The sequence below is a fragment of the Bacillus sp. ISL-51 genome (assembly GCF_018613535.1).
GTDB lineage: Bacteria > Bacillota > Bacilli > Bacillales > Bacillaceae > Bacillus.
On the sequence record NZ_JAGGQB010000006.1, the window covers coordinates 292,045 to 316,600 of the forward strand.

Genomic DNA, 24,556 nt, shown 5'->3' on the forward strand with positions numbered 1-24,556 from the left:
CGGAATAGTTCACTAGCAAGCCTTACTAACAGACCAATCCAATTTGTATAAAAACGATAGATTCATAACACGTTTCCTATTACAAATCCATCAACACTGCTTTTATTATAAGATGATATTTATTATAATACAATACGAAAGGAAAACTTTAACCAGGTGAAATGTCACAAGGGGAACCGGGAATGTCTTTCATAGGCTTGAATCGGAGGGGGACAATATGTCTAAAAAAATTCATGAGTTTAACGATATCATCCGCAAATTGCGCAAAGAATTATTCGGAAAAGGTCCGGAGCGCATTCATACCGTTTTTGTGGAGAACATGGCGGTGTCAACGCTTTACGGCAATTTAAGCGCAAGTGAGCAGTTTATCGCCCGCACGCCAGAGGGGAGAGAAATGGTTCATGCAGCGCGGACGAGTCTAATTCAGGAGCTGTATTCACAAAAAACGCCAGAGGGCTTGGAAGAGCTCATCGGCGCAAAGCTCGTTCATCTGTTTTCAGACATCAAGATCGAAGAGAATATTGCGGTGTCTGTATTTGTATTTGACCGAACAATTGAAGAGCACAGAGAAGAAATCAAAAGCTGAAAAAATTCAATTGACATGAAATTGTCACATTTGATATGATATGACTGCTAGCAGTGGTACAAGGACGAATTCATGGAATGTGTGCATGGTCTGTATATATTCTATATCGCATATTTTAATTCTGCTTGATATTGTTGTATGGGTATGCATACAAGTTAGGCAGCATTCAAACCCCGTTTCTGACGGGCTATTTGAATGCTGCCTTTTTTATTGAGTTCCTTTTGAAAACTGCCGGATGAATTGATAATGGAGGGGTTTAATGATGGCTTTTCGTAAACCGAACGAAATAGCGGAGCTTGCGGTCGAAGCAGGGGTGAAAAAAGTAAATTCACCACTTTCTTCGCTGCTTGTATTAGGATTTTTAGGAGGGGCATTTATCGCCTTCGGTTATTTGCTTGATATTCGCGTAATCGGTGACCTTCCGAAAGAATGGGGCAGTCTGTCAAGTTTAATCGGTGCGGCCGTATTCCCGGTCGGATTGGTGCTCGTCGTTCTTGCCGGAGCCGAATTGATTACGGGAAATATGATGGTGGTGGCCATGTCGCTGTTTTCTAAAAGAATTTCAGCCGGAGCGCTGGTCAAAAACTGGATCATCATTACGTTAATGAATCTCGTCGGGGCGCTGTTTGTCGCTTACTTTTTCGGCCATGTCGTCGGATTAACAGAAACAGGTCCTTATTTGGAGAAAACGATTGCGGTCGCACAAGGAAAACTGGATATGCCGTTTGGAAAAGTGCTTGTTTCGGCTGTCGGCTGTAACTGGCTTGTCTGCCTTGCCGTATGGCTTTCTTTCGGCGCGGAAGACGGAGCGGGGAAAATCGCGGGCATATGGTTCCCGATCATGGCGTTTGTTGCGATTGGTTTCCAGCACGTTGTCGCCAACATGTTTATCATTCCCGCCGCCATTTTTGCAGGCTCTTTTACATGGGGCGGGCTTATCGGCAATCTGATCCCGGCTTTTATCGGAAATGTCATCGGCGGCGCGGTGTTTGTAGGCCTTATTTATTTTATTGCTTATTCGAAAAAAGACCGCGAAAAACAAGGTATGAAAAAAGCTTCCTGACATAAGAAAGCTGACGGATAACAAGGACAATTGAAGTGGAAATCCAGCACATTTTCAGTCCAAATCTTGAAAAAAATGTTTACAAATTGGTATTTGGTGGATATACTTACAAAGGAAGAAAAAGCAAAGGGAGGTTGGATCAAATGTCTTCGTTAAACAGCAAGCCGAACCTAAATTCGAATCGATTCAGCCTGTGGAAGAGTTCGTGTCCTTCCTTAACCTCTGCCCATTCTGCACGTTAATTTGGAGTATCAGGACATTCGCAGCTCCCCGCAGGTTAAAGAAGCGACAGTCTTCTTTTGTCTGCGGATTCAGTCTGCCCGCGGCACGTGTTGACTTTGCTGCGGGTTATTTTCGCTTGTGCGGACAATGAAAGGGGGTGAGCGATGATGACCATTAACCTTTTCTTTTTAACACTAACCATTTCAAAACGTTTTAAAAGCGCTGAAGAGTATGAACGAGAACAGCAAGTCGAGGAGTTCTATAATGAAGCGAAAGAACGCCAGCTGAAACACTTTTATATGAACTAAACCAGCCGCAAGAGACAAAATGGAGAAGAAGGAGGAGATGACAATGTTCAGAATTGAGCTGTTGATTCATTATACAATGGAGAAGGACCAGGTTTAGCTGAATTCTGCTGTCACTGAGCAGCCGGCCTGCATACGATGGTAAAGTAAGAAAAATAGGTAAGCAGGTGATGGCGTGCAGGACGACCAGAACAGACTTCCATCCATCGGACACGGGTATGCGTCAATGCCCCACTCTTTTAAACACGGCTATGGCAACCCGTATCGCCGGCAAAGAATGGCGGCGATTTCCTGGCAAAGAGGATATATATCACCTTATTATTGGTACTAGAGCAGACGGAAAACCTACGTTTTCCGTCTTTTTTTATGAAAACTAATGTAAATTTCAAATAAATCGAAACGTTTATCAAAAGAAATGCGTCTAATTAGTACCTCATACTAATACGAGGTGATTATTATCTTTAAATACTAAAATGACAGGAAAAGAAAAGCGGGTGTTATACAATGTTGCAACACACATCTTCAGCATTAAAAAGAATGCGCGCGAAATACTTGGCAAAATCAGAACCAGCACAAACAGTCATTCAGCAAATTATGATGGATATACAGGAACATGACCGCATTCTGGAAATTGGAACCGGAAACGGAAAGGTATTTAAAAAAATAATCGGACAGCTTGAAAAAGGCAGTTTAAAAAGCATAGAATCTTCGAAAAGAAAACTGCGAAAAACGGCACGCGCAAACCGTTCCGCCATAAAGGCCGGAACGGGAGACATCCAGCTGGGGCGCCCTGAAAGCATCCCGTTTGATGACCGCAGCTTTCATAAAGTATTTTCTTTACATACTGCTGAAACGGTCAGTGATTACCAGCTTGCATTAAAAGAAGTGTACCGCGTGCTTCAAATCGACGGCTGCTTGTACATTGTCCTTCAGCCATCTGAATTAAGTGAAAAAGACGTAATTCAGCTGCTGCGCGATCAATATTTCAGAGAGATTTCAGTTGTCAGCAGAGATTCATTCCATTTTATTACTGCCATTAAATAGAATCATTTCTCGGGAAATAAATTGAGCTGCATAAGTCATTGCAGCTCTTTTTAATAAATTGGGCATATTTTCTTATTTTCGATTTTTTCAGATATATTGTATATTAAAAAAGGTTTTTTTCTTATACAATGATAATCAGATGACCTTATGTTATATATTTTTGAACAAGCGGAATGAATATTCATTCCTATTTGAAAGGGAGGGGTGTAATGACATCTTCAAACAAGGTTGATCTCATTATGAAAGCATCGCTCACTCTGTTCACTGAAAGAGGCTTTGACGCGACGACAATTCCGATGATTGCCGCTCAGGCCGATGTCGGAACTGGAACGATCTACCGTTACTTCGACAGTAAAGAAACGCTTGTGAATGTTCTCTATCAGGAAAGCGTTCAGCGTTTTACTGAAAAATTCAAAACTGATTTTTCAAAAATATCTGTAAGAGAAGGGTTTCAGCATCTTTTTTATTGTCTCATTGATTTTACGAAGGAAAGTGAGTATGCGCTATTTTTCCTTGAAACGAATAAGGATGCTTACTTTTTAAATGAAACGAGTCATAAGCTCCTTGATGAATTAACAAAGATGCTGGGCGAATATTTTCAGCGCGGCAAGTCTGAGGGGGTGCTTCGCAATTTGCCGTCGAATGTGCTGATGGCGATCGTGCTCGGCGCTTATCTCAAACTCTATCAGCTGGTCCGAACGGGCAGCGTTGAGACGACAAAGCCATTTCTGAAAGAATTAGAGCAGTGCTGCTGGGATGCTATCAGGAATCATTAACTAATCGCCGAAGGGAAGGAAGAACAATATGACACAATTGAACGCTATACCTCAGCCGAAAACGTACGGACCACTTAAAAATCTCCCCCATATAGAAAAAGAGAAACTGGCGCAATCGCTTTGGAAAATCGCCGAAGAATACGGTCCGATTTTCCGTTTTGAATTTCCAAGCTCTGCTGCGGTGTTCGTATCAGGCCATGAACTGGCAGCTGAAGTGTGTGATGAATCAAGATTTGACAAAAACCTCGGCAAAGGATTGCTGAAAGTACGGGAGTTTGCCGGTGACGGATTATTTACAAGCTGGTCAAACGAGAAGAACTGGCAGAAAGCACATCGGATTTTATTGCCGAGCTTCAGCCAAAAAGCAATGAAAGGCTATCATTCTATGATGCTGGATATTGCAATGCAGCTCGTACAAAAATGGAGCAGACTGAATCCGAAAGAAGAGATTGATGTCGCTGAAGATATGACGCGCCTGACTTTAGATACAATCGGGCTGTGCGGATTTCATTTTCGTTTTAACAGCTTTTACCGCGACACACAGCATCCTTTCATTATAAGCATGCTTCGCGCGCTGCAAGAGTCGATGCGCCAATCTCAAAGGCACAGCCTTCAAGATAAGCTGATGGTCAAAACAAGACATCAATTCCAGCAAGATATCGAAGTGATGAATTCGCTTGTTGATAAGATCATAGCCGAGCGGAGGGAAAACCCGGATGAGAACCTGACTGACCTCTTGTCATTGATGCTTGATGCCAAAGACCCGGTAACGGGCGAAACGCTGGATGATGAAAATATCCGCTATCAAATTATTACGTTTTTGATCGCAGGGCATGAAACCACAAGCGGGCTGCTTTCCTTTGCGATCTGCTGTCTGCTGAAAAACAAAGATAAATTAGAAAAAGCCAGTCAGGAGGCCGCACAGGTATTAACGGGAGACCTCCCTGATTATAAGCAGATTCAGCAGTTAAAATATATCCGCATGGTGTTAAACGAGACATTGCGGCTTTATCCTACGGCTCCGGCCTTTTCATTATATGCGAAGGAAGATACGGTTCTTGGCGGGAAATATCCGATTGAGAAAGGGCAGCCGGTGACGATTTTAACGCCGCAATTACATCGTGATAAAAGCGCGTGGGGAGAAGATGCAGAATTGTTCCGTCCGGAGCGTTTCAGCGATCCCGCTGCGATTCCGAATCACGCCTATAAGCCTTTCGGAAACGGAAAGCGTGCATGCATCGGGATGCAGTTTGCCCTGCATGAAGCGACAATGGTGCTCGGACTCGTCTTAAAGCACTTTGAGCTGATTGATCACAAACATTATGAGCTATCCATTAAAGAAGCCTTAACGATTAAGCCTGGCGACTTTACCATTCGGGTGAAAAAGAAGGACGTCCCGCTTCAGCCTGTACCAGAGAAACAAGCCGAGACGAGCGGTACCAAAGAGGTCCCGAAAGATATACCGGCTCACGGAACTCCGCTTCTCGTGCTTTACGGATCAAATTTAGGCACTGCGGAAGGAATCGCGGAAGAACTCGCAGATATCGGCCGCAGCAAAGGTTTTGCAACCGAAACGGCTCCGCTTGATGATTATATCGGAAAGCTGCCTTCTGAAGGGGCGGTTGTCATTGTAACGGCTTCATATAACGGAGCTCCGCCTGATAATGCAGCAGGATTTGTGAAGTGGATGGATACGCTTGAAGATCATGATTTGGATGGCGTTTCATATGCCGTCTTCGGCTGCGGAAACCGCAACTGGGCGAGCACATACCAGCGGATTCCCCGCCTTATAGACAAAACGCTTGAGTTAAAAGGGGCAAAACGTCTCACATCTATCGGTGAAGGAGACGGAGCCGACGATTTTGAGAGCAGTCAGGAAGCATGGGAGAACTTGTTTTGGCAAGACATCATCAAGGCTTTTGATTTGGAAAATGTCACTGAACAGCAAAATAGATCATTATTATCAATTGAGTTTGTGAATGAAGCGATTGAAACGCCGCTTGCCAAAACGTATGACGCGTTTGAAGCGAAAGTCATAAAAAATAAAGAGCTTCATACAGGAAACAGTACGCGGTCTGTCCGGCACATTGAGCTGCTTCTTCCTGAAACGGAAGTGTATCAAGAAGGGGGCCATCTCGGTGTGCTGCCGAAAAACAGTGATGAACTCATAAACCGCGTGATACGCCGTTTCGGTCTGGACCCGCATCAGCTCTTTAAAATCAGCGGGCGTCATGTTCCTCATCTGCCGATGGACCGTCCCGTCAATGCCTCAGAGCTGCTGGCGTCACATGTGGAATTGCAGGAACCGGCAACAAGAGCGCAGCTTCGTGAGCTTGCGGCATACACGGTTTGCCCGCCGCACCAGAAGGAGTTGGAACATCTTCATTCTGACGGTACGGCATACAAAGAAAACGTGCTGAAAAAACGAATTACGATGCTGGACCTTTTAGAAGATTATCCGGCATGTGAAATGCCGTTTGAACGGTTTTTAGAACTTCTTCCGTCATTGAAAGCGCGCTATTATTCCATTTCCAGTTCGCCAAAGGCCGGCAGTGAGAAGGTGAGTATAACGGTCGGCGTCGTGACGGCCCCGTCTTGGAGCGGCCGGGGTGAATACCGGGGCGTCGCTTCGAATTATTTAGCCGGATTACAGGAGGGAGATCGTGCAGTCTGCTTCATCCGTTCTCCGCAATCCGGGTTCGAATTGCCTGAAAATACAGTGGCTCCTCTTATTATGGTGGGAGCGGGCACGGGAATCGCGCCATTCAGAGGGTTCATCCAAGCGCGCGCTGCCGAAAAAGCGGCGGGAAAAAGCCTTGGCGAAGCTCATTTATACTTCGGCTGCCGGCACCCTGAAGAGGACGATCTTTATAAGGATGAATTTATTCAAGCTGAGCAATCAGGGCTTGTCACTGTGCACCGGGCATATTCACGCTTAGATCAGAATTGTAAAGTATATGTACAGGATATGCTGCACCATGAGGCTTCACAGATCATTGCGCTTCTTGATGAAGGAGCCCATCTCTATATATGCGGAGACGGAAGCAAAATGGCCCCGGCTGTGGAAAATGTATTGCTGCGTGCATATGAAAGTGTACAGGACACCGATAGAAATGCTTCGCTGAAGTGGCTTGAGAAGCTGCAAACGGAAGGAAGATATGCGAAAGATGTTTGGGCGGGTGTGTAAAGGAGAAAGACATCACATCTGACTGACGTCATACAATGAAGAAAGCCGGCACGATATTTGAAATCTACTGAATCAAAAGGAATAGTTATAGGGAGTATCGTGCCGGCCTTATTCTTATTATCGGACCAAAGGCGCAAAAACTTTAACGTTTTTGTTTGTTTAAATGAAAACAGTCCCGTTCGTTTTTTTGAAACCCGGCCAAAAATAAAATCGGATAAGAAAGCAAAAGCATAACCGAGATAAATGCAATAATGCCGAGCCACTGAAAATGCGTCCAAAAGAACCCGCCAAATGACCCCGCGACGCTTGAACCGATATAATAGAAAAGCAGGTATAAAGAAGAGGCTTGCGCGCGATGATCACCGGCGGCGCGGCCGACCCAGGAGCTTGCAATGGAATGCGCCCCGAAGAAACCGAATGTAAAGACAGCAATCCCTGCGATTTTAAGCGTCAGCTGAGGCAAAAGGGTGATGACTGCGCCGGCCAGCATAACGAAAATGGCAATCTTAATCATCTTGGAACTGCCGAACAGATCCGCTTTTTTCCCCATATAAACAGAACTGAAGGTCCCCGCGAGATATACAACGAAAATAAATCCAATCAAGGTTTGTGACAAATGATAAGGAGCCGCCATTAATTGAAAACCGATATAATTATATAAGGTTACAAAACTCCCCATTAATATAAACCCTAACGAAATTAACAAAAGGAGCCGTTTGTGATGAAAGACCGCCCCGTATTCCTTGAGGGCCGTCTTCAAGCTCACGCCCCGTTTTTCGGAATGGCGCGGAGCGGGAAGGGAGCGCCAAAATAAAAAGCTTAACACGATAGAAAGAATGCCGATGATGCCAAGCGCCTGCCGCCAGCCGAATAAATCTGTCAGAAGCCCCGTTAAGAGCCTGCCGCTCATTCCCCCGATGCTTGTGCCGCTGATATACAGGCCCATCATTTTCCCAAGGCCTTTAGGATCGAACTCCTCGCCTACATACGTCATGGCGACAGCCGGAACGCCTGCCAAGAAAATGCCGAGCAGCCCTCTCATCGCCAAAAGCGCCGGAAAAGCCGGACTGAAGGCTGTTAACAGACCGAGAATAGACGTGGCAGATAATGAGAGGACCATTAATCTTTTTCTTCCGAACCTGTCAGATAATGAAGCTGCGGCTAATAACGAAAACGCCAATACTGCTGTAGAGATGGATAAGGTTAAGCTGGCAGCTGCCGCAGAAATATGAAATTCCTCAGAAAACAAAGGCAAAAGCGGCTGTGTCGTGTAAAGCGTGGCAAATGTCACAAAGCCGCTGATAAACAGCGCCAAGCTGGCCTGCCTGTAGGCCTTTGTATGAGGCTGTATAAACGTCATGAATGTCCCTCTTTTCTTGCTGATGGTTATATATGTATCGTACGCTTTTCATTACGATGTGTCTAATTTATAATAACTATTATATTAATGCGTTTGAGTTATAAAGAAGGGGAGGAAGTTTCTGATAAAAGCAAAACAAGCCCGGCGCACTTTAAATGAGGGCATTGAACAAGTCAAAAAAAATATGAATCTGGAACATAGCGAAATATCTGTATATTTCTACACACGCTCGGTTTGCGATTAATGCCTCAGTTGATTGCCGAGTTTAAAAAGCAGTATCCGAATGTAACCTCTATCAAGGAGCAAATGAAACGCTTCGCAAAATGGGGAAAAAGGGGGATGCGGATATCTGCATCAGGTCGCCGCCGCTCCCCGGCGGCTTTTGCAATGGACGGTGCTTGAGAAAGAGCCTCTTTAACTGGTGCTTCCTGAGACGCACCCGCTTGCGGCGGAAAAACGCATTTAAAATGAAGGAGATGCAGGACGAGGATTTTGTCGGATTTAAACCGGGATACGGGCTGAAGTATTTGTTTGATCTGATGTGCCGGGTTTTGAATATTCACCCGCATCTCGCATTTGAATGTGAGGAAGTTGCATCCATATTAGAGCCGCAGTTTTTTAGGAGCTGCAGTGCTGCCGAAAACCGCGGAGCATCAATATTTTTCGTTCGTTTTTCTTCCGGTCGCGATTATAAATGCGAACGCACAATTGCCTTGGTTCAGTTGAAAAACCAGGCTCTCTCTCCGGCTGCGGAACGTTTTAAGCAGTTTGCGGCGGAGTATTACAAAAAGCGTACTGAACAGTCATTCCTTCAAAATGGAAGTGACGATATGTTTTGAATCCCATTGTCCTTTCGAAAAGAAGGTAATCGGATACTTGCGGGGAAATAGAAGCTGATGAATCTCGTCGGCCGGCATCCCTTTCTCATGCAATTGCCGGACTTGATCAGTCACTTCATGCAGATTATTCAGTTTTTGCCGAAGTATATCCTTCCCGTCTTCAATATATCCGGCATGACAGCAAAACATTTCCTTGAAGTCAAAGGTGAGAATGTATTCTATAGATTTGATCATCTGCGGAATGGATTCAGTTTCCATCACCACCTTTGTTTTTCTGCTTACGTATAAATCACCGGAAAAAAGCTGCCCTGTTGAACGGTTCAAAAAAGCTGTATGATCTCTTGAATGGCCGGGGGTGAAGATTGTCTCCCAAGAGTAACGGCGTGATGAAAATGTTTCTGGGCATTCCTGTGCGTAAAAAGGCTGCCTCGTTCCCCAAAAGACCTTTCTGTATAAAGGATATTTTCCTGATTCCGCTGCTTCAGACACAGACAGCTGGTTCAAATAAATCGGGATATTCCGCTGTTTTTGCAGCCAGGCACAACCGCCTGTATGATCCTCATGGATATGTGTGCAATATAGTCCGTCAAATGATTGTGTTTGAAAAAATTGTTGAAACAGCGGCGCTAATGATTGCGCGCCTGAATCAATCAGAATGCCATCCATTACATAACTGTACACATTAAGTTTCACTGACAGAAACTGTATCGATCCGTTAGCAAAATGAATGTCCTTGATGTTCCCCGTATCCATCTTTTTTCGAAACAGCAAAGCGAACCCTCCTTCTTGAGTGAATAATCATTCACTTTCTGTTGTAACATGTTTCTTTGTGAAAATCCAGCATATGATGACAATCAATCGTAAACAGAGGGGCCGCAGATCGGCCTCCGGCTCTTTTTTATAGCTACCGGTCTCAAAATGATTAGCCGCGGCGGGATCAAAGGAGATCAAAATGATATCTTCACTGAATCCTTGATTGGATTCCTTTTGGTTATATTCATAGCATGCTTAATGAAAGATGCAGGTTAGTAGAAGAGGTGATAGCTCTGATGTTACTATTTTTATATTAGCCGGAAGGATATAAATAAATTCAGGAATATTTGATAGCGGGGGAAGAGCATGGCGAAAAAAACGGAAAAAACAAATGCTGTCCGTATCATTGAACAGCAAAAAATCTCCTATGAGTTGTTAGGTTACAAAACAGAAAGCGGGCAGCCGTCAGACGGTATCTCTGTTTCAGAAAAAATCGGCTATTCTGCCGAGCATGTATATAAAACATTGGTTGCAACAGCAGGAGCAGATCGTTATTACGTCTTTGTTGTACCCGTTGCCAAGGAATTAGATCTAAAAAAGGCAGCTAAGGTAATAGGTGAGAAGAAAATAGAAATGATTGCAATGAAAGAACTTCTGGGGCTGACTGGCTATGTACGCGGCGGCTGCTCACCGATCGGCATGAAAAAAAGGTTCCCGACTTATATTGATGCATCCTCCGAAACGCTGGATTTTATCATTGTCAGTGCCGGAAAAATCGGAATGCAGCTGAAAGTAGCGCCAAAAGATTTAGCCAAAGTATGCCGTGCGAAATTTATTGAAGTTGTGTAATACGAATTAAATTGCTTGTTAAATGAACGGAAACCGAATCTTCCATTATAAACAGCTTTGAGAATACAGCGTAATAATAAAAGGCCCTCAAGGAGAAACAGAGTGAAAAAAAGATACGAAAACTTGAATGAAGGATTGAGAACTGTACAAAAAACGCCCATATATAACACTATGAAAATAGCAGCTGTATAGAAACAAAAAACGCTTTTTTCCGGAACCTCCGGTAAAAAGCGAAACATTTGAAGCTTTTATTTTACTATATAATGTAAACGGTTACGTGGGTGATATATATTTATAATATCATGATTGTTTAAGTGGAAACTAACAGGAAGGATAGAAAAGACAGATGAAATACATAAATACAAGACAAAAAGAGATTTTGTATCTGTTGTTATCTGAACCTGATGACTATTTAGTTGTGCAAGATTTCGCAGACAGGGTAAAGTGTTCTGAAAAAACGATCAGGAATGATTTGAAAACGATCGAGGATTATCTGCATGAACATTCTTATGCTCACCTCATTCGCAAACCGGGGCTAGGCGTCTTTTTAAATATAGAGGAACAGGAAAGGGCCTGGTTAAGGCGGCAATTATATACTGAACATTTTATTTCCAGGCAGCAGACTGATGAAGAAAGAATCCTGCAAATAGCTTATGACTTATTAATGAATCCGAAGCATGTTTCCGCAAAAGAAATTGCCGCTCAGCATTTTGTTAATAGAGCTTCCATTAAAAAGGATTTATGTGAGGTTGAAGAGTGGCTGAAGCGTTTTGACCTCACACTGGTTTCTAAGCAGCGGCTTGGATTAAAAATTGAAGGAAACGAAAAAAATAAAAGAAAAGCACTGGCAAGAATAGCGGATTTGGCTGATAATACGGAGTTTACAAGCCAATTTATTAAAAGCAAGTTCTTAAGTCATGATTCAGGCTTTGTGACGAAAGAACTCAAATTATTACAGAAAAAGCATTCTATCTATTTCACAGATGAAACGTTTGAGAGTTTACTGCTGCATACATTGTTAATGATCCGCCGAATCAAAATGAAGCAGCCGATCTCGATTTCCCCAAGACAACTGGCCGCAGTAAAAAAGAAGAAAGAATATCAATGGACACTAGCTTGTTTAAAACGGCTTGAACCGGTGTTTGCAATCCGCTTTCCTGAAGAAGAAGCCGTATATTTAACTTTACATATATTAGGCGGAAAAGTTCGTTATCCATTACAAAAAGAAGAGATAAATGATCTTGAAAATTCTGAGCTTCCCAAAGTTGTAAGGCATTTAATCAATCGTGTTTCAGAGCTGAAAATGATGGATTTCCATAAAGATCAGGATTTGATCAACGGATTGAACATTCATCTTAATACGGTGTTAAAGCGGCTGAGCTACGATCTTTCTGTATCAAACCCCATGCTCAATGACATCAAAAAAATGTACCCTTATTTGTTTCATATTATCATCGACGTTCTGGAAGACATCAATCAAACGTTCGATCTTTATATCCCTGAGGAAGAGGCAGCATACTTGACACTGCATTTTCAGGCAGCGATCGAACGGCTGCATCGCAACAGTGAGAAACATAAAAAAGCGATCATCGTCTGTCATATGGGCATTGGAATGTCACAATTGCTGCGAATGAAAATTGAACGAAAATTTCATCAAATTGCTGTATTGGCCTGTATCGCAAAAGCAGATTTAGCGGAATTTACAAAAAAGCATGAGGATATAGATCTTGTCGTTTCTACGGTAGTGCTGGAGAAGATAACAATTCCCCATATTGTTGTATCACCGCTTTTGGAGCCTTCTGATGAGAAGAAATTGAGTATATTTATGCATCAGCTTGATGAATCGCACCGCCAAAAACAAAAAACATTTAAGATGCTGAACGATACGACTCCTTTTCTGGTTTTTTTGCAGCAAGAGGCAGAGCACCGCTACAAGGTCATTGAACAACTGTCGACAGCTTTGTATGAGAAAGGCTATGTTGAAAAAGAGTATGCCGTTCATGCGGTTATGAGAGAAAAAATGTCGTCGACAAATATTGGGGCAGGTATTGCCATTCCTCATGCAAACTCTAAATATATTAAACAATCAGCAATTGCAATTGCCACACTAAAAGAGCCGCTTGATTGGGGGACTGAAAAAGCATCCCTCGTTTTTATGCTGGCTGTCAAACATGAGGATCAAAACATGACAAGGCAGCTGTTTAGTGAACTTTCATACCTTAGCGAGCAGCCGGCCTTCGTCCAGAAGCTGACGAAAGAAACAAACGTCATGACATTCTTATCTTATTTGAATTATTAAAAGCAGGGATTGATTCCCTGCTTTTTTTGTTTATAGGGAAAAATGCCTTTATTTCCGGAACCTATGGTAAAAAAAAGCGATTATAACGGCGTGATTTCGGTATACAGTTGAGACAAGCTCTTGTTATTCACACTTTAAAGGAGGATTTGTGTATGAAACTGTTAGCGATTACATCCTGTCCGAACGGAATCGCCCATACATATATGGCAGCCGAAAACCTGCAAAAAGCTGCAGACAGATTAGGCGTTGACATCAAAGTTGAGACCCAGGGAGGGATCGGGGTAGAAAATAAGCTGACTGAAGAAGAGATTCGGGAAGCGGACGCGATCATTATTGCTGCAGACCGCTCAGTAAACAAAGACCGGTTTTTAGGCAAGAAACTGCTGTCGGTCAGGGTTCAGGACGGCATCCGCAAACCGGAAGAATTGATTCAGAAAGCACTTAGCGGGGATATACCGGTTTATCGGTCAGCTTCAAAATCGGAATCCAACAATCAACATGAAAAGAAACAAAATCCTATTTACCGTCATTTAATGAACGGCGTTTCTTTTATGGTTCCTTTCATCGTTGTCGGCGGATTATTGATAGCGGTTGCATTGACGATTGGAGGCGAGAAAACACCTAAAGGCTTACTCATTCCGGATGCTTCTTTTTGGAAAACAATTGAACAGATCGGCAGTGCTTCATTTTCATTCATGATCCCGATTTTAGCCGGATATATCGCATATAGCATCGCCGATAAACCGGGACTTGTCCCAGGGATGATCGGCGGATATATTGCAGCGACTGGAAGTTTTTACGACAGCGCAAGCGGCGCCGGTTTCCTCGGCGGAATTATTGCCGGATTTCTGGCGGGATATGCGGCACTTGGGATAAAAAAAGTAAAAGTCCCAAAAGCAATCCAGCCGATTATGCCGATTATCATTATTCCGGTGTTTGCATCACTGATAGTAGGTTTAGCGTTTGTGTTTTTGATCGGCGCACCAGTGGCTCAAATGTTCACATCTTTAACGGTTTGGCTGGCGGGGATGAAAGGCTCGAGCTCGATCCTGCTGGCATTGATTTTAGGCGCAATGATCTCATTTGATATGGGCGGTCCCGTAAACAAGGTGGCATTTCTGTTTGGATCGGCAATGATTGGAGAAGGAAATTATGAAATTATGGGACCGATTGCCGTCTCCATTTGTATACCGCCGATTGGCCTCGGGATTGCGACATTTTTAGGGAAAAGAAAATTCGCTGCGTCAGAAAGAGAAATGGGAAAAGCTTCATTTACAATGGGACTCTTCGGTATCACTGAAGGCGCCATTCCATTCGCGGCGCAGGACCCTCTTCGGGTCATTCCAAGTATTATGGCGGGTTCTATGACTGGTTCGGTGATAGCCATGACTGGCCATGTGGGCGACAGAGTAGCACACGGCGGACCTATAGTTGCTGTGCTTGGAGCGGTTGATCATGTATTGATGTTTTTTATTGCCGTGATTGCAGGATCTCTTGTCACCGCTCTGTTTGTCAATGTACTAAAAAAAGATATTACGGATGCGCCCCCCCTCCACAGCGAAGCTGCATCACCTGCCGTTTCAAGTGAAGCGGCAGCAGCAAAAGAAATACAGCAGCCCATTCAAGCTGAAAGCCGAAAAGCCGAGATGACGGAAATCAAAAAACTGACCGACATTATCAGTACAGAGCTGATTGAACCACATTTATCCGGGGAAACCAGGGATGACATTATCAATGAAATGATCCAAAAATTGTCCCGTAAAGGTATCCTCCTTTCAGAGAGCGGATTTAAACAAGCGATCTTGAATCGTGAAGAGCAGGGAACGACAGCGATTGGAATGAATATCGCAATTCCGCACGGGAAGTCTGAAGCCGTCAGGAAGCCGAGTGTTGCGTTTGGAATAAAACGATCAGGCGTTGATTGGAACAGCCTGGATGGATCAGATGCAAAATTAATCTTTATGATTGCCGTACCGAAAGAGAGCGGCGGGAATCAGCATCTGAAGATATTGCAGATGTTATCTCGAAAACTAATGGATGACAGCTACAGGAAGCGGCTGCTCTCCGTGCAAACAAAAGAAGAGGCATATGAGCTGCTGGATGAAATCATATAAATCGGAGGGATTTTCGTGACAACAACTGCACCTTTATTTTTTAAGCCTGTTTTCAAAGAAAGGATTTGGGGCGGCACCGGTTTAACTGCTTTTGACTATAAAATTCCGTCAGAACGAACGGGGGAGTGCTGGGCATTTGCCGCTCATAAAAATGGACAAAGCGTTGTTCAAAACGGGATGTACAAAGGGCTTACGCTCAGTGAATTATGGGAACATCACAGACATTTATTCGGACATCTTGAAGGGGACCGTTTCCCTCTTCTCACAAAAATTCTAGATGCAGATCAAGACTTATCCGTTCAGGTGCATCCGAATGATGAGTTTGCTAAAACACATGAGAACGGGGAGCTTGGAAAAACCGAATGCTGGTACATCATTGATTGCGAAAAAGATGCAGAGATCATTTTCGGCCACAACGCAAAAACAAAGGAAGAACTGCTCTCGATGATCGAGCTTGGAGAATGGGATGAGCTCCTGCGCCGCGTAAAGGTAAAGCCGGGGGATTTCTTCTATGTGCCAAGCGGTACCGTTCATGCGATTGGGAAAGGTATTCTCGTTTTAGAGACGCAGCAAAATGCAGATACAACCTACAGATTATATGATTATGAGCGAAAAGATGCAGACGGCAGGAAACGTGAACTCCATCTGGAAAAGAGCATAGAAGTGATAGATGTTCCATCAGCCCCGGATCGGCAAACTGTTCAATATGAACAAACAGATGATTTGCTCACGGCCGCATTGGTTGAATGCCCTTATTTTTCAGTGAGAAAGTGGGATTTATCAGGATCAGCAAGCGTAAAGCAGCAAAAACCCTTCCTTCTTGTCAGTGTGATTGAAGGGGAAGGCAGGATTTTCACCGGCGAGCATGAAAATCACTTTAAAAAAGGAGATCATATGATGCTGCCTTGCGGAATTGAAGAATTCAAACTCTCGGGTCACGCAAAGTGTATAGTGTCTAATTTGTGATATTTTTAAACCCTTCTAAATGCGATTGACTCCATTCTTAAATATGAAAAACCTTTTGTCTAAATCAGACGGGACATTAAGTAATTTCTAATTGGAAGTTTGGAGGTAGAAGCACCTTCTATACCCGAAAAAATGTTTCCAGCAACCTATCCGGAAGTTGATGAATTCGAGGATTTAAAATTAAATATCAATTTTCAAACTTTAAGGATCCCATTCACGAATGAATTAGGTTCATTGACTCAAGTGCCAAATCATTTGCGATTATACGGTCATGAATCATTAACCTCGACATTTACTCAGGCATTTGTAGCCAGACGTTGGCAAAGTCTCCATTTTGAAATTGATGTTTCTATATCATTAAAAAAATTCGTGTTTAAAAAGCAATGTCAACTCTATCTATAAGGATTACTAAAACAGATAAAAATACATAGAATACCTTATGGAGTTACTTTACAGCAGAAAATTTCACAGGCATAGCTGTCATGATCCCTGTCCATTTTAGATTGATAAGCAGGGTGGGAACTAGGCCCTCCATTCGGATATTTCTTTCTTAACTCAGTGCATTTTGCAAATGTTTCTGTTAGCGCGGAGACCTTGTTTTACCACGAAAACCAATCACTTGGATCGGCCATTCTGCGTCCTTCCCTAATGTCCGGGTTGAACATGCGAGCCGAATGGGGTTTCGAAAACGACTGACAAAGCCGGGGATGAATTAAGTGAAATGCCGAAATTGATGTCATAGTCATATCGCAAAAACATTATGGCCCTTTCGATTTTTTAAGGATAAAAAGGCTGAAAGCGAGAGGCGCTATTGATTTCTTAAAAATAAGGAATAACCGTGTCGGATTCACTAATATACAATTTGAAACGAAAAAAGCAAGCTAACCATAGCCTGCTTTTTTTTGTGATAACTCCGATCATCACTTCCCCTTCGATTTCTTCCGCTTCTCCTTCTCTGCCCGGTAAAACTCATGAAACATCTTCATCAGCGCCCGCTTCTCAATCCGCGAGACATAACTCCGTGAAATGCCCAGCTCCTTGGCAATTTCTCTCTGTGTTTTTTCTTTCTTCAAATCAAGCCCGAATCGGCCGACAATGACTTCTTTTTCACGGTCGTCTAGAATGTCGATATATTTTTTGACCTTTTCAAGCTCCATGTTGAGCTGAATGGTGTCGATCACATCTTCACTTTCTGACTTGAGAACATCGATCAGGCTTATTTCATTCCCTTCTTTATCTTGGCCGATCGGATCATGAAGGGAGACGTCTTTTTTTGTTTTTTTCAGGGCGCGCAGATGCATTAAAATCTCATTATTAATTACAAAAGGGGGGTGCAGAGATTTCCCGCAACTGTTTGATTAAATAAATGTTGTGTCAGCTTTCTGTAGTAAATGGTCAAACGTTTCTCCGCGAACGAAGGGGATACTTTAAATAGCCAAGCCACATTTTCAATTGCATGTGTTTGTATGTACGGAAGATTGATATTACGCAACATGACAGTTGGAATGCAAAAGTGATATGTAAAATAATTCGACTGCCATTCCAAATAATCAGTCCAAGTTGACGGCATTGTTTTTTTATCACCTTTATGTCTATATATGGAAAAGTTCATGAGCGAAATCATACCATTGTTCACTTCGGCTTTTTCGCTGTCCGAGGATATATTATAAATTCCGCTGTGTTTAGTGTGAAGCTTGTAACAGGTTTAAAAGAAAGCCTGATACGCTACGCAATCCGTTCAAAATTCATTTGTTCAGGTTCTGTAATATCAATTTTCCTGTATAAATTTTCAATCCAATCCTCTAAATGCTGTTTGCATACCTCAAGATGAAAAATCTCCTTACCAATCTAAAAATTGGATTCGTTAAATATTATAGGGGAGGCACAACTTTTTTTATAGGAAAAACGTCCAAAAGATGCAAGGGTATCCAAATGAAATGGATTGCTAAACGGAGTTTTCTTGTTGGAGGGGTTTAATATCAATAAAAAATTATTAAAAAGGTTAATGATTGTGCCAATTTTATTCATCTGTTATGTGTTATTTTTAAATCCTGAATTTATACTTGAAGAGCAATGTCCTAATAAGCCTTACAGTTTAACAATCGTAAAGCACGGGACAGGTATATTCGATAAGAAAATTGTTTTAATATATTACAAGATCAACGGAAAAACAGTAGCTGTTGGGACTTTGGTGTTTCTTGAGAATTACGGCAGAGATATAGATGTTACTTGGGATACGAATACCGATGATGGAACTTGGTGGATAGATAAAAGCGTACATTTAACCATGACCTATGCTAAAAATTTTAAGGGGGATTTAGACAAGAAAGATATTGATTTTGATTATGGTACTGTTCAATAATAATGAATTAGTTTATTTAAAGTATGAATTTACACTAACAGAACCGTCACTCGCGGTTCTGTTGTGTTATAATCTGCTCTAAATTGCTGTAGGAGCAGTTTTTTCTTTTCTTACAAATACCATGTTTTCAGGGATGATCATAAGTATAGCTCCCTATGCATGAAAAGATCAAAGATACCCATGCCACAACAAGAAGGTCGCTTGTCATTTCAAAATATTAATCAAATAAAAAATAAATCAAATGGAGATATCTAAAGCTAGAATAGATGCTATAACACCCAATATGCTCCCTATCAAACTTAAAACAAACTCAATCGTTCTCTTCACAATAAATGCTCCTTATGTAATCAACCACTTCATTTTTATATATGAAAATGTAAAATAAAAATAAAAATATAATTGAGAAAAGCAACAAAAACCCTTGTCATGTAAGGGTTTCTAAGGGGTTAAAAAATCACTTTATAAATGAGGAAATGATTGAGATATAAATGGGTATCTATATCTTATTAGTAAACAGAATTAAACATAATAAACAGAAATAAATAATAATAAATTAACGGCGTTTATTTATCTGATTTCCGTCTTTCTTTTAATTGCTCCGTTATAATCTCCAAAGCACTCTGTAAGATCTCATCAGTTATTTCTCCGTCTTTTGCTGCAAGGAACGCTTCAGGATCGTTTAATACTTTTTTTGCTTTGTATTGGAATAATTTCCCGAAGCTTGACGGGAGGTAAAGAATAGTTGGTTTGCATTAAGTTCACTGTATATGGTGAGCCAGTCGCACAAGGACGGCCGCGTGGATCAATACGAAATGGGAAGGTGCATATGCGAGATCCAGCCAAATCAAAGTATTTTAAACAGTATGTAGCATTGGTTGCGTCTCAGCATCGACCTGAAAATGTGGTTACTGGCCCTGTCGCAATGGATGTCAAAGTGTACAGACCTATGCCAAAATCAGTTTCAAACTCAAAAAAGAAGAAAGAACAAGCTGAAAATGGTCTTCTGCGGCCGACAACGAAGCCTGATATTGATAACTATGTGAAGGGTGTGAAAGATGCTTTAAACCATCTTATTTATAAAGATGATAGTCAGGTGGTGGATTTGAAAGTCAGTAAGTTTTATAGCGGGGAGCCGAGGGTTGAGGTCATGATAAAAGAGGTTTCTGTCTAAAAATAAAAAACACCGAAGTGCTTAGCCTCAGTGTTCTTGATATGAACTGGTACTTCTATCGTAACACAGGGGGGCGCTTTAAGTGTACAATCCAAGAGAAACAAACATAAAAAAGACTTAACTATTCAGCAGAAGATTGACCCTGGGAAAGTTCAGATTATCGTTTTAGATGGGAATCGGGGAACTGCTCATGTCTTAGATGCTTCGGATCACGGTAAGACTGTTATTCAAACTGTAAAGGGGAGCTTTGCAAGGGTTGATCATGAGATGGGGTTTAAGGTGAAATGATAGTTAGAATTTTTCATAAAGATGTTGTTACAAGAGAGCGAGTGTCGAATTTTGTCGTTCGAAAAAAATGGAAAAATATTTAGAGATGTAATATAAATATATAGGTTGAATTACATAGAGGAGGAATTTTCGTGAGTAAAAAGACTCGTTTCGCTTCAAAGTTAACACTCGTTGCTCTATCAACATCTATGTTTGTTACAGGAGTTGGAACATCTTATGCCAATGCAGAAGAATTAAACAAAAAGTTAGTAGAGACATATGACGATTCTGGAGCAAAGTTATATTATACCTATGATGATAAGGGAAATATTATTAAAGAAACAACAAAAGACAAAAATAATAAAGTTATAAATGAACTTACTTATGAGTATAATGATCAAAATCAAGTAGTTAAAATAATTGATTTTGATAAAAATGTTACGGAATATGCATATAACGAAGCCGGACAAGTTGTAAAAATTAAAAATCCAGAAAAGGATGAAATAAAATTTAACCTTGATGATGATGGAGAAGTCAGTTCCCTAAGTCTAAATAAAACTGATAAGTACACTGTGGAAAAATCTAATTACGTAGATAAGGAAGCCGGGGAAAAAGAAGATGATGGAACAGTAGTTGGTAGTGAATTAACTGATTATGCTGTCCAAAATAAGGAGCAGGGGCTAAATAAAGTCACTACTTTAGATGATTTATCAAGATTAAGAGAATTACATACTGATGATGGAGACATCTCTTGGGAGTATAATCAATTAGCTCTGAGTTCAATTAAAGTAAAGAATAAGTCTAATTATATTAATGAAAATCATAAATATGACGAGGAAAACAACTTAATTAGCATAGCATCAGAAGGCAGTAAGACTGATATCGGATATAATGATCAAGGCCAGCCAATAAGTTATTCTTATAAGAATGGTCTAAGAGAGTCGCTTACTTATAACGAACAGGGAGTTATGACGGAGAAAACTGTTTTTGATAAAGCAGGAAATGTTTTAAGTAACGATAAATATGAATATGATGAAAAAGGTAATATAGTTTCTGATACTACAAAAGATGATCAAATAGAATATAAGTATGATGATAATGATCAACTATTACAAGAAACCTCTAAAGACCAAATTATTAAATATTCTTACGATGTAAAAGGCAACCGTATTAGTAAGGAAGTTACTGACAGGAAAACTGGTAAAGTAACATTAAACGGCTATACATTTAATAAATTGAATCAATTTGAATCACAAGGAAGTTCATACAATGACAACGGTCAGTTGATTGAAAATGATATTTTTAAATATACTTGGGATGAAGCAGGACGTCTTGTTGAAGCAACTAACAAAAAATCTGGCGAGACTATCAAATACAAATATGATGAGTATAGCAGAAGGATACAAAAGCAAGTAGGTGACGAAGTTACCAATTATGTGTATGATGACAGTAATAACAAAGTGATTTATGAAACTGATGCAAATCATAACATTACAAAGTATTATACATACTTGAAAAATGGGGAAGTTAATAGTGTCAAAGACTTCAGTGAAAATCAAACTTTTTATTATCACCATAATTTAAGAGGTGATGTGATTGAAATCACTGATGAAAAAGGGCAAGTAGTTGCAAACTATAAGTACGATTCATGGGGAAATATAACTGAACAAACTGGTTACTATGCTAAAGATAATGATATCAATTATGCTGGTTATAAATATGATAAAGAAACTGGATTATACTATCTAGAAAACAGGTACTATAACCCTTCTACTGCGGTCTTTTTATCAAGGGATGCCTGGTACGGCACAGAAGACCAGTTAGTCACACAGAATGGTTATAATTATGCAAATAACAACCCGTTAAGATACTATGATCCGACCGGTAATACACCAATAGCATTAGCAGCAGTTGCTATTCCAGGCGTAGGAGAAGTTGTAATAGGGGCAGCAGCAATTTATTTAGGCTATCTGGGTGTAAAATCTCTTTGGTCTCACCATAGATCAGTTTTAAGATTTGATATTCCAGGAAGATTGTTAGAAAGTGATTCCCATGTAGATTTAGGAGCGTTTAATCAAAAGGTTAAAGGTAAAAAAGCTTATAAGAATCCAAAAACAGGTTGGACAATCGAAAAAGATAATGCCGGACATGGTGGACGTAAATGGAAACTGAAAGACAAGAGTGGAAAACGTGTCGCTTCACTTGACGGTAAAGGAAAAATTTTATCTAAATAGGTGGAAAAAATGAAATTAGAAACAACAAAACTATTAAGTGTTTTATCTCAATATCAATTTTTTAATTGGGAAAATGAAGAGGAGAATCACCATAAACTTGTTATTGGTCTCCCAGAAGACATTGTTGAAATAAAAGACTTTTATGATTCATTTGGTTTTGAATCGGTTGATAATGAGTATTCAGATATTAAGATCTCTAAACAACAGTGGATAGATATTGAAAATAAATTTTTTCAATGGATTTCTCCTTATTTATCAACTTTCAACCAAACAATTGTTACTCCGTATTTGAGCAATGATTGGGAAGGAGAAATTGATTTAGAAGATATTGAGGAAGATGAGCTAGCTCCTGTATATAAAGAATACAAGGAATTTTTATCATCTAATGATTTGTATGATGATATGGCGACCTTGGTTGAAATAAGCAGAGGTTATAAAATCGATAATTTAGGTGATTTTTCAATATTAGGGAAGATGGCTGCGAGAAATAATCAATATTTATTTTTTGCTGATGGAGATAAGGTGTTTATGTTTACAGATTCACTAACACTTAAAGTTTATTTTAAGGACCAAGAGGTTTTAGAGAAAGAAAAGAAAAAGATTGAACAATTATTAAATCCTAAATTCTTATAAACAAACCAATAGTCCAAGATGGAAAGCCTCCGGACACTAAACTTGCAGTATTACGCTGTTTGTTTGGTGTCCGTTTTTTATTTGGAAAAGGAGGACACAATCATGAATCGAAAAGATATTGAAAATCTAATCAATAGCTATCACTGGATGGCAAAAGAGGTTCATCGATTGCAGAGGGTACTCTATGGTTCAGTAATTCCAATGAAGAATTGGGGTGTTGCACAATATGGGTTAGAAGCTGCTATGCCAAAAGGAAGTCCTGGGAAGAGCCAGGCTGAGCAGCGGCAAATGGATATGAGTGAAGAACGTCTTTTCAAACGTCTTAAGTACTATGAGGAACGAGTATATGCAGTTGAGTTGGGGACAGAAAAGATCAAAGGGGAGCAGCATAAAGTCATCTATGATTGCATGATGGAAAGGATGAGTTACCGTGCTATTGCTCTTCACTTAGGTATCTCACGGGAAACTGTACGCAAAATGAAAGACGAGTTGATCAGCCAATTATGCCAAGATTGCCACTTTGAGCGTTTGTTGAATCTGAAAAAATCTGTAGTGTAAAATGGGGGGCAGGTCGGCGCGGAGCGTTTAATAATTCGCGTTAGAAATAAATTAAAAAACAAAAAACCTCTCTCCTAACGGAGAAAGGCATGAGCGATTGCAATCAAAATAGCGACTGCAAACTCTCGGGAAATTTTGATGTGGATTTCCATAACCACACCCCCCTCTAGGCGAGTAAGGATTTCGACCTGTTCGGATTAACCGTGAGAGCCGCGCTCACCTAGCTTACAAAAGCTTGAAACAATTTTAATATAAAAAAGGATCTGTGTAATGCGTAATCGTTCGACAAATTCTACAAAATGTTCTTTGTCGAAACCTTTCGCAGATATTAAGGCGGGAGGTGAAAACATGACAAGAACAATTAATGTTAATCAGCAACATTTGTTAGAACAGTTAGCAGGCGGATCGGTAAACCGTCAGTGCACAATAGAAGCTCTAATTGATATTCTCATCGATAAAAAGGTATTTACTGAAGAAGAATTCGTTAAATACCAAATGCATCATTTAGAACATTCAGCTGATGAGCATTCTGCGGAGCTTTTAGGTATCAGTAAGGAAGATTACATAAAGAGCAGAAAATAAAGCATCCTGTAGGGTGCTTTTTTTGTCGATAAATTTTGCGAATATTACCATTACTATTGTCTTTCGTCGATAATAAGATGGGAGATGAGTAAAATGGAACAAATACTTGAGTCTTTTCTTGAAAGTGTACCTTATACATATTTCACTCATTTGAAGGCTCTTAAAGATTACCTGAGACACTTAAAGGTCACTGATGATACAATTATAGATTTTCTTCAAGGTGTTAGAACAGAAGGGATAATTGATTCTTTAAAATTTAATATTGAAAATCGATCACAGAGCAAGAAAAAAATTTTAAAAAAAGAAACTGCTTATATGTATAGTGTTGTTATAAAAAAATTTTTTCTGTAACTCCAATCTGAACATTGTATCAAGAACCTCGACTT

The 24,556-nt window shown here is 40.7% G+C and carries 21 protein-coding genes and 6 pseudogenes; 21 read left to right on the forward strand and 6 right to left on the reverse strand.

Going from position 1 to position 24,556, the window contains the following annotated elements; translation table 11 throughout:
- Window positions 1-217 precede the first annotated feature (217 nt).
- The 7 genes from J7E26_RS10090 (at window position 218) to J7E26_RS10115 (ending at window position 7,183) form a co-directional block, all read left to right on the forward strand.
- Window positions 218-586 carry a Na-translocating system protein MpsC family protein gene (locus J7E26_RS10090; protein ID WP_214798237.1) on the forward strand — a complete coding sequence of 123 codons (369 nt, stop codon included), beginning with the start codon at window positions 218-220 and terminating at the stop codon, window positions 584-586.
- Between the two features lie 262 nt (window positions 587-848).
- The gene (locus tag J7E26_RS10095) at window positions 849-1,649 is read left to right on the forward strand and encodes a formate/nitrite transporter family protein (RefSeq protein WP_214798239.1); all 801 of its coding nucleotides are present in this window, start codon (window positions 849-851) and stop codon (window positions 1,647-1,649) included.
- A 389-nt stretch (window positions 1,650-2,038) separates the two neighbouring features.
- Complete coding sequence (locus J7E26_RS10100) at window positions 2,039-2,179, forward strand: YrzI family small protein (RefSeq protein ID WP_003152787.1); 141 nt, start codon at window positions 2,039-2,041, stop codon at window positions 2,177-2,179.
- Window positions 2,180-2,351: 172 nt separating this feature from the next.
- Window positions 2,352-2,507 (forward strand): hypothetical protein, encoded by a 156-nt coding sequence (locus J7E26_RS18265; RefSeq protein ID WP_214798241.1) that lies wholly within the window; start codon window positions 2,352-2,354, stop codon window positions 2,505-2,507.
- A gap of 173 nt (window positions 2,508-2,680) precedes the next feature.
- Window positions 2,681-3,220 carry a class I SAM-dependent methyltransferase gene (locus J7E26_RS10105; RefSeq protein WP_214798243.1) on the forward strand — a complete coding sequence of 180 codons (540 nt, stop codon included), beginning with the start codon at window positions 2,681-2,683 and terminating at the stop codon, window positions 3,218-3,220.
- A 209-nt stretch (window positions 3,221-3,429) separates the two neighbouring features.
- Window positions 3,430-3,996, forward strand: coding sequence for a transcriptional regulator FatR (gene fatR, locus J7E26_RS10110; RefSeq protein ID WP_214798245.1), 567 nt, complete (start codon window positions 3,430-3,432; stop codon window positions 3,994-3,996).
- A 28-nt stretch (window positions 3,997-4,024) separates the two neighbouring features.
- The gene (locus tag J7E26_RS10115) at window positions 4,025-7,183 is read left to right on the forward strand and encodes a bifunctional cytochrome P450/NADPH--P450 reductase (RefSeq protein WP_214798247.1); all 3,159 of its coding nucleotides are present in this window, start codon (window positions 4,025-4,027) and stop codon (window positions 7,181-7,183) included.
- Window positions 7,184-7,325: 142 nt separating this feature from the next.
- On the opposite strand, the gene J7E26_RS10120 is transcribed toward J7E26_RS10115, so the two are convergent.
- Window positions 7,326-8,543, reverse strand: a complete 1,218-nt coding sequence (locus J7E26_RS10120) for an MFS transporter (protein ID WP_214798249.1) — start codon at window positions 8,541-8,543, stop codon at window positions 7,326-7,328.
- Window positions 8,544-8,866: 323 nt separating this feature from the next.
- Between J7E26_RS10120 and J7E26_RS10125 the strand changes: the two genes are divergently transcribed.
- A complete protein-coding gene (locus J7E26_RS10125; RefSeq protein WP_214798251.1) occupies window positions 8,867-9,382 on the forward strand; it encodes a type 2 periplasmic-binding domain-containing protein in 516 nt (171 codons plus the stop codon).
- On the opposite strand, the gene J7E26_RS10130 is transcribed toward J7E26_RS10125, so the two are convergent.
- Window positions 9,347-10,153, reverse strand: a complete 807-nt coding sequence (locus tag J7E26_RS10130) for an MBL fold metallo-hydrolase (RefSeq protein WP_214798253.1) — start codon at window positions 10,151-10,153, stop codon at window positions 9,347-9,349. The genes J7E26_RS10125 and J7E26_RS10130 overlap by 36 nt on opposite strands.
- A 348-nt stretch (window positions 10,154-10,501) precedes the next feature.
- Between J7E26_RS10130 and ybaK the strand changes: the two genes are divergently transcribed.
- The 5 genes and pseudogenes from ybaK to J7E26_RS10155 all read left to right on the forward strand — a co-directional run.
- Window positions 10,502-10,984: a Cys-tRNA(Pro) deacylase gene (gene ybaK, locus J7E26_RS10135; RefSeq protein WP_214798255.1), complete on the forward strand. Its 483-nt coding sequence runs from the start codon at window positions 10,502-10,504 to the stop codon at window positions 10,982-10,984.
- A gap of 346 nt (window positions 10,985-11,330) precedes the next feature.
- A complete protein-coding gene (gene manR, locus J7E26_RS10140; protein WP_214798257.1) occupies window positions 11,331-13,283 on the forward strand; it encodes a mannose transport/utilization transcriptional regulator ManR in 1,953 nt (650 codons plus the stop codon).
- A 152-nt stretch (window positions 13,284-13,435) separates the two neighbouring features.
- Window positions 13,436-15,397, forward strand: coding sequence for a fructose-specific PTS transporter subunit EIIC (locus tag J7E26_RS10145; protein WP_214798260.1), 1,962 nt, complete (start codon window positions 13,436-13,438; stop codon window positions 15,395-15,397).
- Between the two features lie 15 nt (window positions 15,398-15,412).
- Window positions 15,413-16,363: a mannose-6-phosphate isomerase, class I gene (gene manA / locus J7E26_RS10150; protein WP_214798262.1), complete on the forward strand. Its 951-nt coding sequence runs from the start codon at window positions 15,413-15,415 to the stop codon at window positions 16,361-16,363.
- Between the two features lie 93 nt (window positions 16,364-16,456).
- Window positions 16,457-16,717: pseudogene (locus J7E26_RS10155) on the forward strand (beta-xylosidase family glycoside hydrolase); the annotation flags it as partial.
- 83 nt (window positions 16,718-16,800) lie between these two features.
- Here J7E26_RS10155 and J7E26_RS10160 read toward each other — a convergent pair.
- The 3 pseudogenes from J7E26_RS10160 to J7E26_RS10170 form a co-directional block, all read right to left on the reverse strand.
- Window positions 16,801-16,944, reverse strand: a pseudogene (locus J7E26_RS10160) (excalibur calcium-binding domain-containing protein); the annotation flags it as partial.
- Between the two features lie 339 nt (window positions 16,945-17,283).
- Window positions 17,284-17,682 (reverse strand): annotated as a pseudogene (locus tag J7E26_RS10165) (sigma-70 family RNA polymerase sigma factor); the annotation flags it as partial.
- Window positions 17,682-18,199 (reverse strand): annotated as a pseudogene (locus J7E26_RS10170) (ImmA/IrrE family metallo-endopeptidase). The pseudogenes J7E26_RS10165 and J7E26_RS10170, both read right to left, overlap by 1 nt.
- A gap of 127 nt (window positions 18,200-18,326) precedes the next feature.
- On the opposite strand from J7E26_RS10170, the gene J7E26_RS10175 reads away from it, so the two are divergent.
- The gene (locus J7E26_RS10175) at window positions 18,327-18,725 is read left to right on the forward strand and encodes a hypothetical protein (RefSeq protein ID WP_214798264.1); all 399 of its coding nucleotides are present in this window, start codon (window positions 18,327-18,329) and stop codon (window positions 18,723-18,725) included.
- A 563-nt stretch (window positions 18,726-19,288) separates the two neighbouring features.
- Here J7E26_RS10175 and J7E26_RS10180 read toward each other — a convergent pair.
- Window positions 19,289-19,438, reverse strand: a pseudogene (locus tag J7E26_RS10180) (transcriptional regulator); the annotation flags it as partial.
- A 29-nt stretch (window positions 19,439-19,467) separates the two neighbouring features.
- Here J7E26_RS10180 and J7E26_RS10185 point away from each other — a divergent pair.
- The 7 genes and pseudogenes from J7E26_RS10185 to J7E26_RS10215 all read left to right on the forward strand — a co-directional run bounded on the left by J7E26_RS10185 (window position 19,468) and on the right by J7E26_RS10215 (window position 24,521).
- Complete coding sequence (locus J7E26_RS10185; protein WP_214813308.1) at window positions 19,468-19,896, forward strand: RusA family crossover junction endodeoxyribonuclease; 429 nt, start codon at window positions 19,468-19,470, stop codon at window positions 19,894-19,896.
- Window positions 19,897-19,978: 82 nt separating this feature from the next.
- A pseudogene (locus tag J7E26_RS10190) lies at window positions 19,979-20,184 on the forward strand (XtrA/YqaO family protein).
- Window positions 20,185-20,315: 131 nt separating this feature from the next.
- Entirely contained in the window at window positions 20,316-22,397 is a 2,082-nt protein-coding gene (locus J7E26_RS10195) for an RHS repeat domain-containing protein (RefSeq protein WP_214798268.1), read from the forward strand.
- Between the two features lie 9 nt (window positions 22,398-22,406).
- A complete protein-coding gene (locus J7E26_RS10200; RefSeq protein WP_214798270.1) occupies window positions 22,407-23,030 on the forward strand; it encodes a hypothetical protein in 624 nt (207 codons plus the stop codon).
- A 102-nt stretch (window positions 23,031-23,132) separates the two neighbouring features.
- Window positions 23,133-23,588, forward strand: a complete 456-nt coding sequence (locus J7E26_RS10205; protein WP_214798272.1) for a sigma-70 family RNA polymerase sigma factor — start codon at window positions 23,133-23,135, stop codon at window positions 23,586-23,588.
- A gap of 348 nt (window positions 23,589-23,936) precedes the next feature.
- Entirely contained in the window at window positions 23,937-24,170 is a 234-nt protein-coding gene (locus J7E26_RS10210; RefSeq protein ID WP_214798274.1) for a hypothetical protein, read from the forward strand.
- 93 nt (window positions 24,171-24,263) lie between these two features.
- Window positions 24,264-24,521 carry a hypothetical protein gene (locus J7E26_RS10215; RefSeq protein WP_214798276.1) on the forward strand — a complete coding sequence of 86 codons (258 nt, stop codon included), beginning with the start codon at window positions 24,264-24,266 and terminating at the stop codon, window positions 24,519-24,521.
- The last annotated feature ends 35 nt before the right edge of the window (window positions 24,522-24,556 follow it).

Coding starts and splice junctions, on each gene's coding strand:
- J7E26_RS10120 (WP_214798249.1), bottom strand. CDS start 8,543: ATGACGTTTATACAGCCTCATACAAAGGCCTACAGGCAGGCCAGCTTG.
- J7E26_RS10115 (WP_214798247.1), top strand. CDS start 4,025: ATGACACAATTGAACGCTATACCTCAGCCGAAAACGTACGGACCACTT.
- J7E26_RS10090 (WP_214798237.1), top strand. CDS start 218: ATGTCTAAAAAAATTCATGAGTTTAACGATATCATCCGCAAATTGCGC.
- J7E26_RS10145 (WP_214798260.1), top strand. CDS start 13,436: ATGAAACTGTTAGCGATTACATCCTGTCCGAACGGAATCGCCCATACA.
- J7E26_RS10200 (WP_214798270.1), top strand. CDS start 22,407: ATGAAATTAGAAACAACAAAACTATTAAGTGTTTTATCTCAATATCAA.
- manR (WP_214798257.1), top strand. CDS start 11,331: ATGAAATACATAAATACAAGACAAAAAGAGATTTTGTATCTGTTGTTA.
- J7E26_RS10205 (WP_214798272.1), top strand. CDS start 23,133: ATGAATCGAAAAGATATTGAAAATCTAATCAATAGCTATCACTGGATG.
- J7E26_RS10105 (WP_214798243.1), top strand. CDS start 2,681: ATGTTGCAACACACATCTTCAGCATTAAAAAGAATGCGCGCGAAATAC.
- J7E26_RS10095 (WP_214798239.1), top strand. CDS start 849: ATGGCTTTTCGTAAACCGAACGAAATAGCGGAGCTTGCGGTCGAAGCA.
- J7E26_RS10215 (WP_214798276.1), top strand. CDS start 24,264: ATGGAACAAATACTTGAGTCTTTTCTTGAAAGTGTACCTTATACATAT.
- J7E26_RS10125 (WP_214798251.1), top strand. CDS start 8,867: ATGGGGAAAAAGGGGGATGCGGATATCTGCATCAGGTCGCCGCCGCTC.
- fatR (WP_214798245.1), top strand. CDS start 3,430: ATGACATCTTCAAACAAGGTTGATCTCATTATGAAAGCATCGCTCACT.
- ybaK (WP_214798255.1), top strand. CDS start 10,502: ATGGCGAAAAAAACGGAAAAAACAAATGCTGTCCGTATCATTGAACAG.
- J7E26_RS10210 (WP_214798274.1), top strand. CDS start 23,937: ATGACAAGAACAATTAATGTTAATCAGCAACATTTGTTAGAACAGTTA.
- J7E26_RS10100 (WP_003152787.1), top strand. CDS start 2,039: ATGACCATTAACCTTTTCTTTTTAACACTAACCATTTCAAAACGTTTT.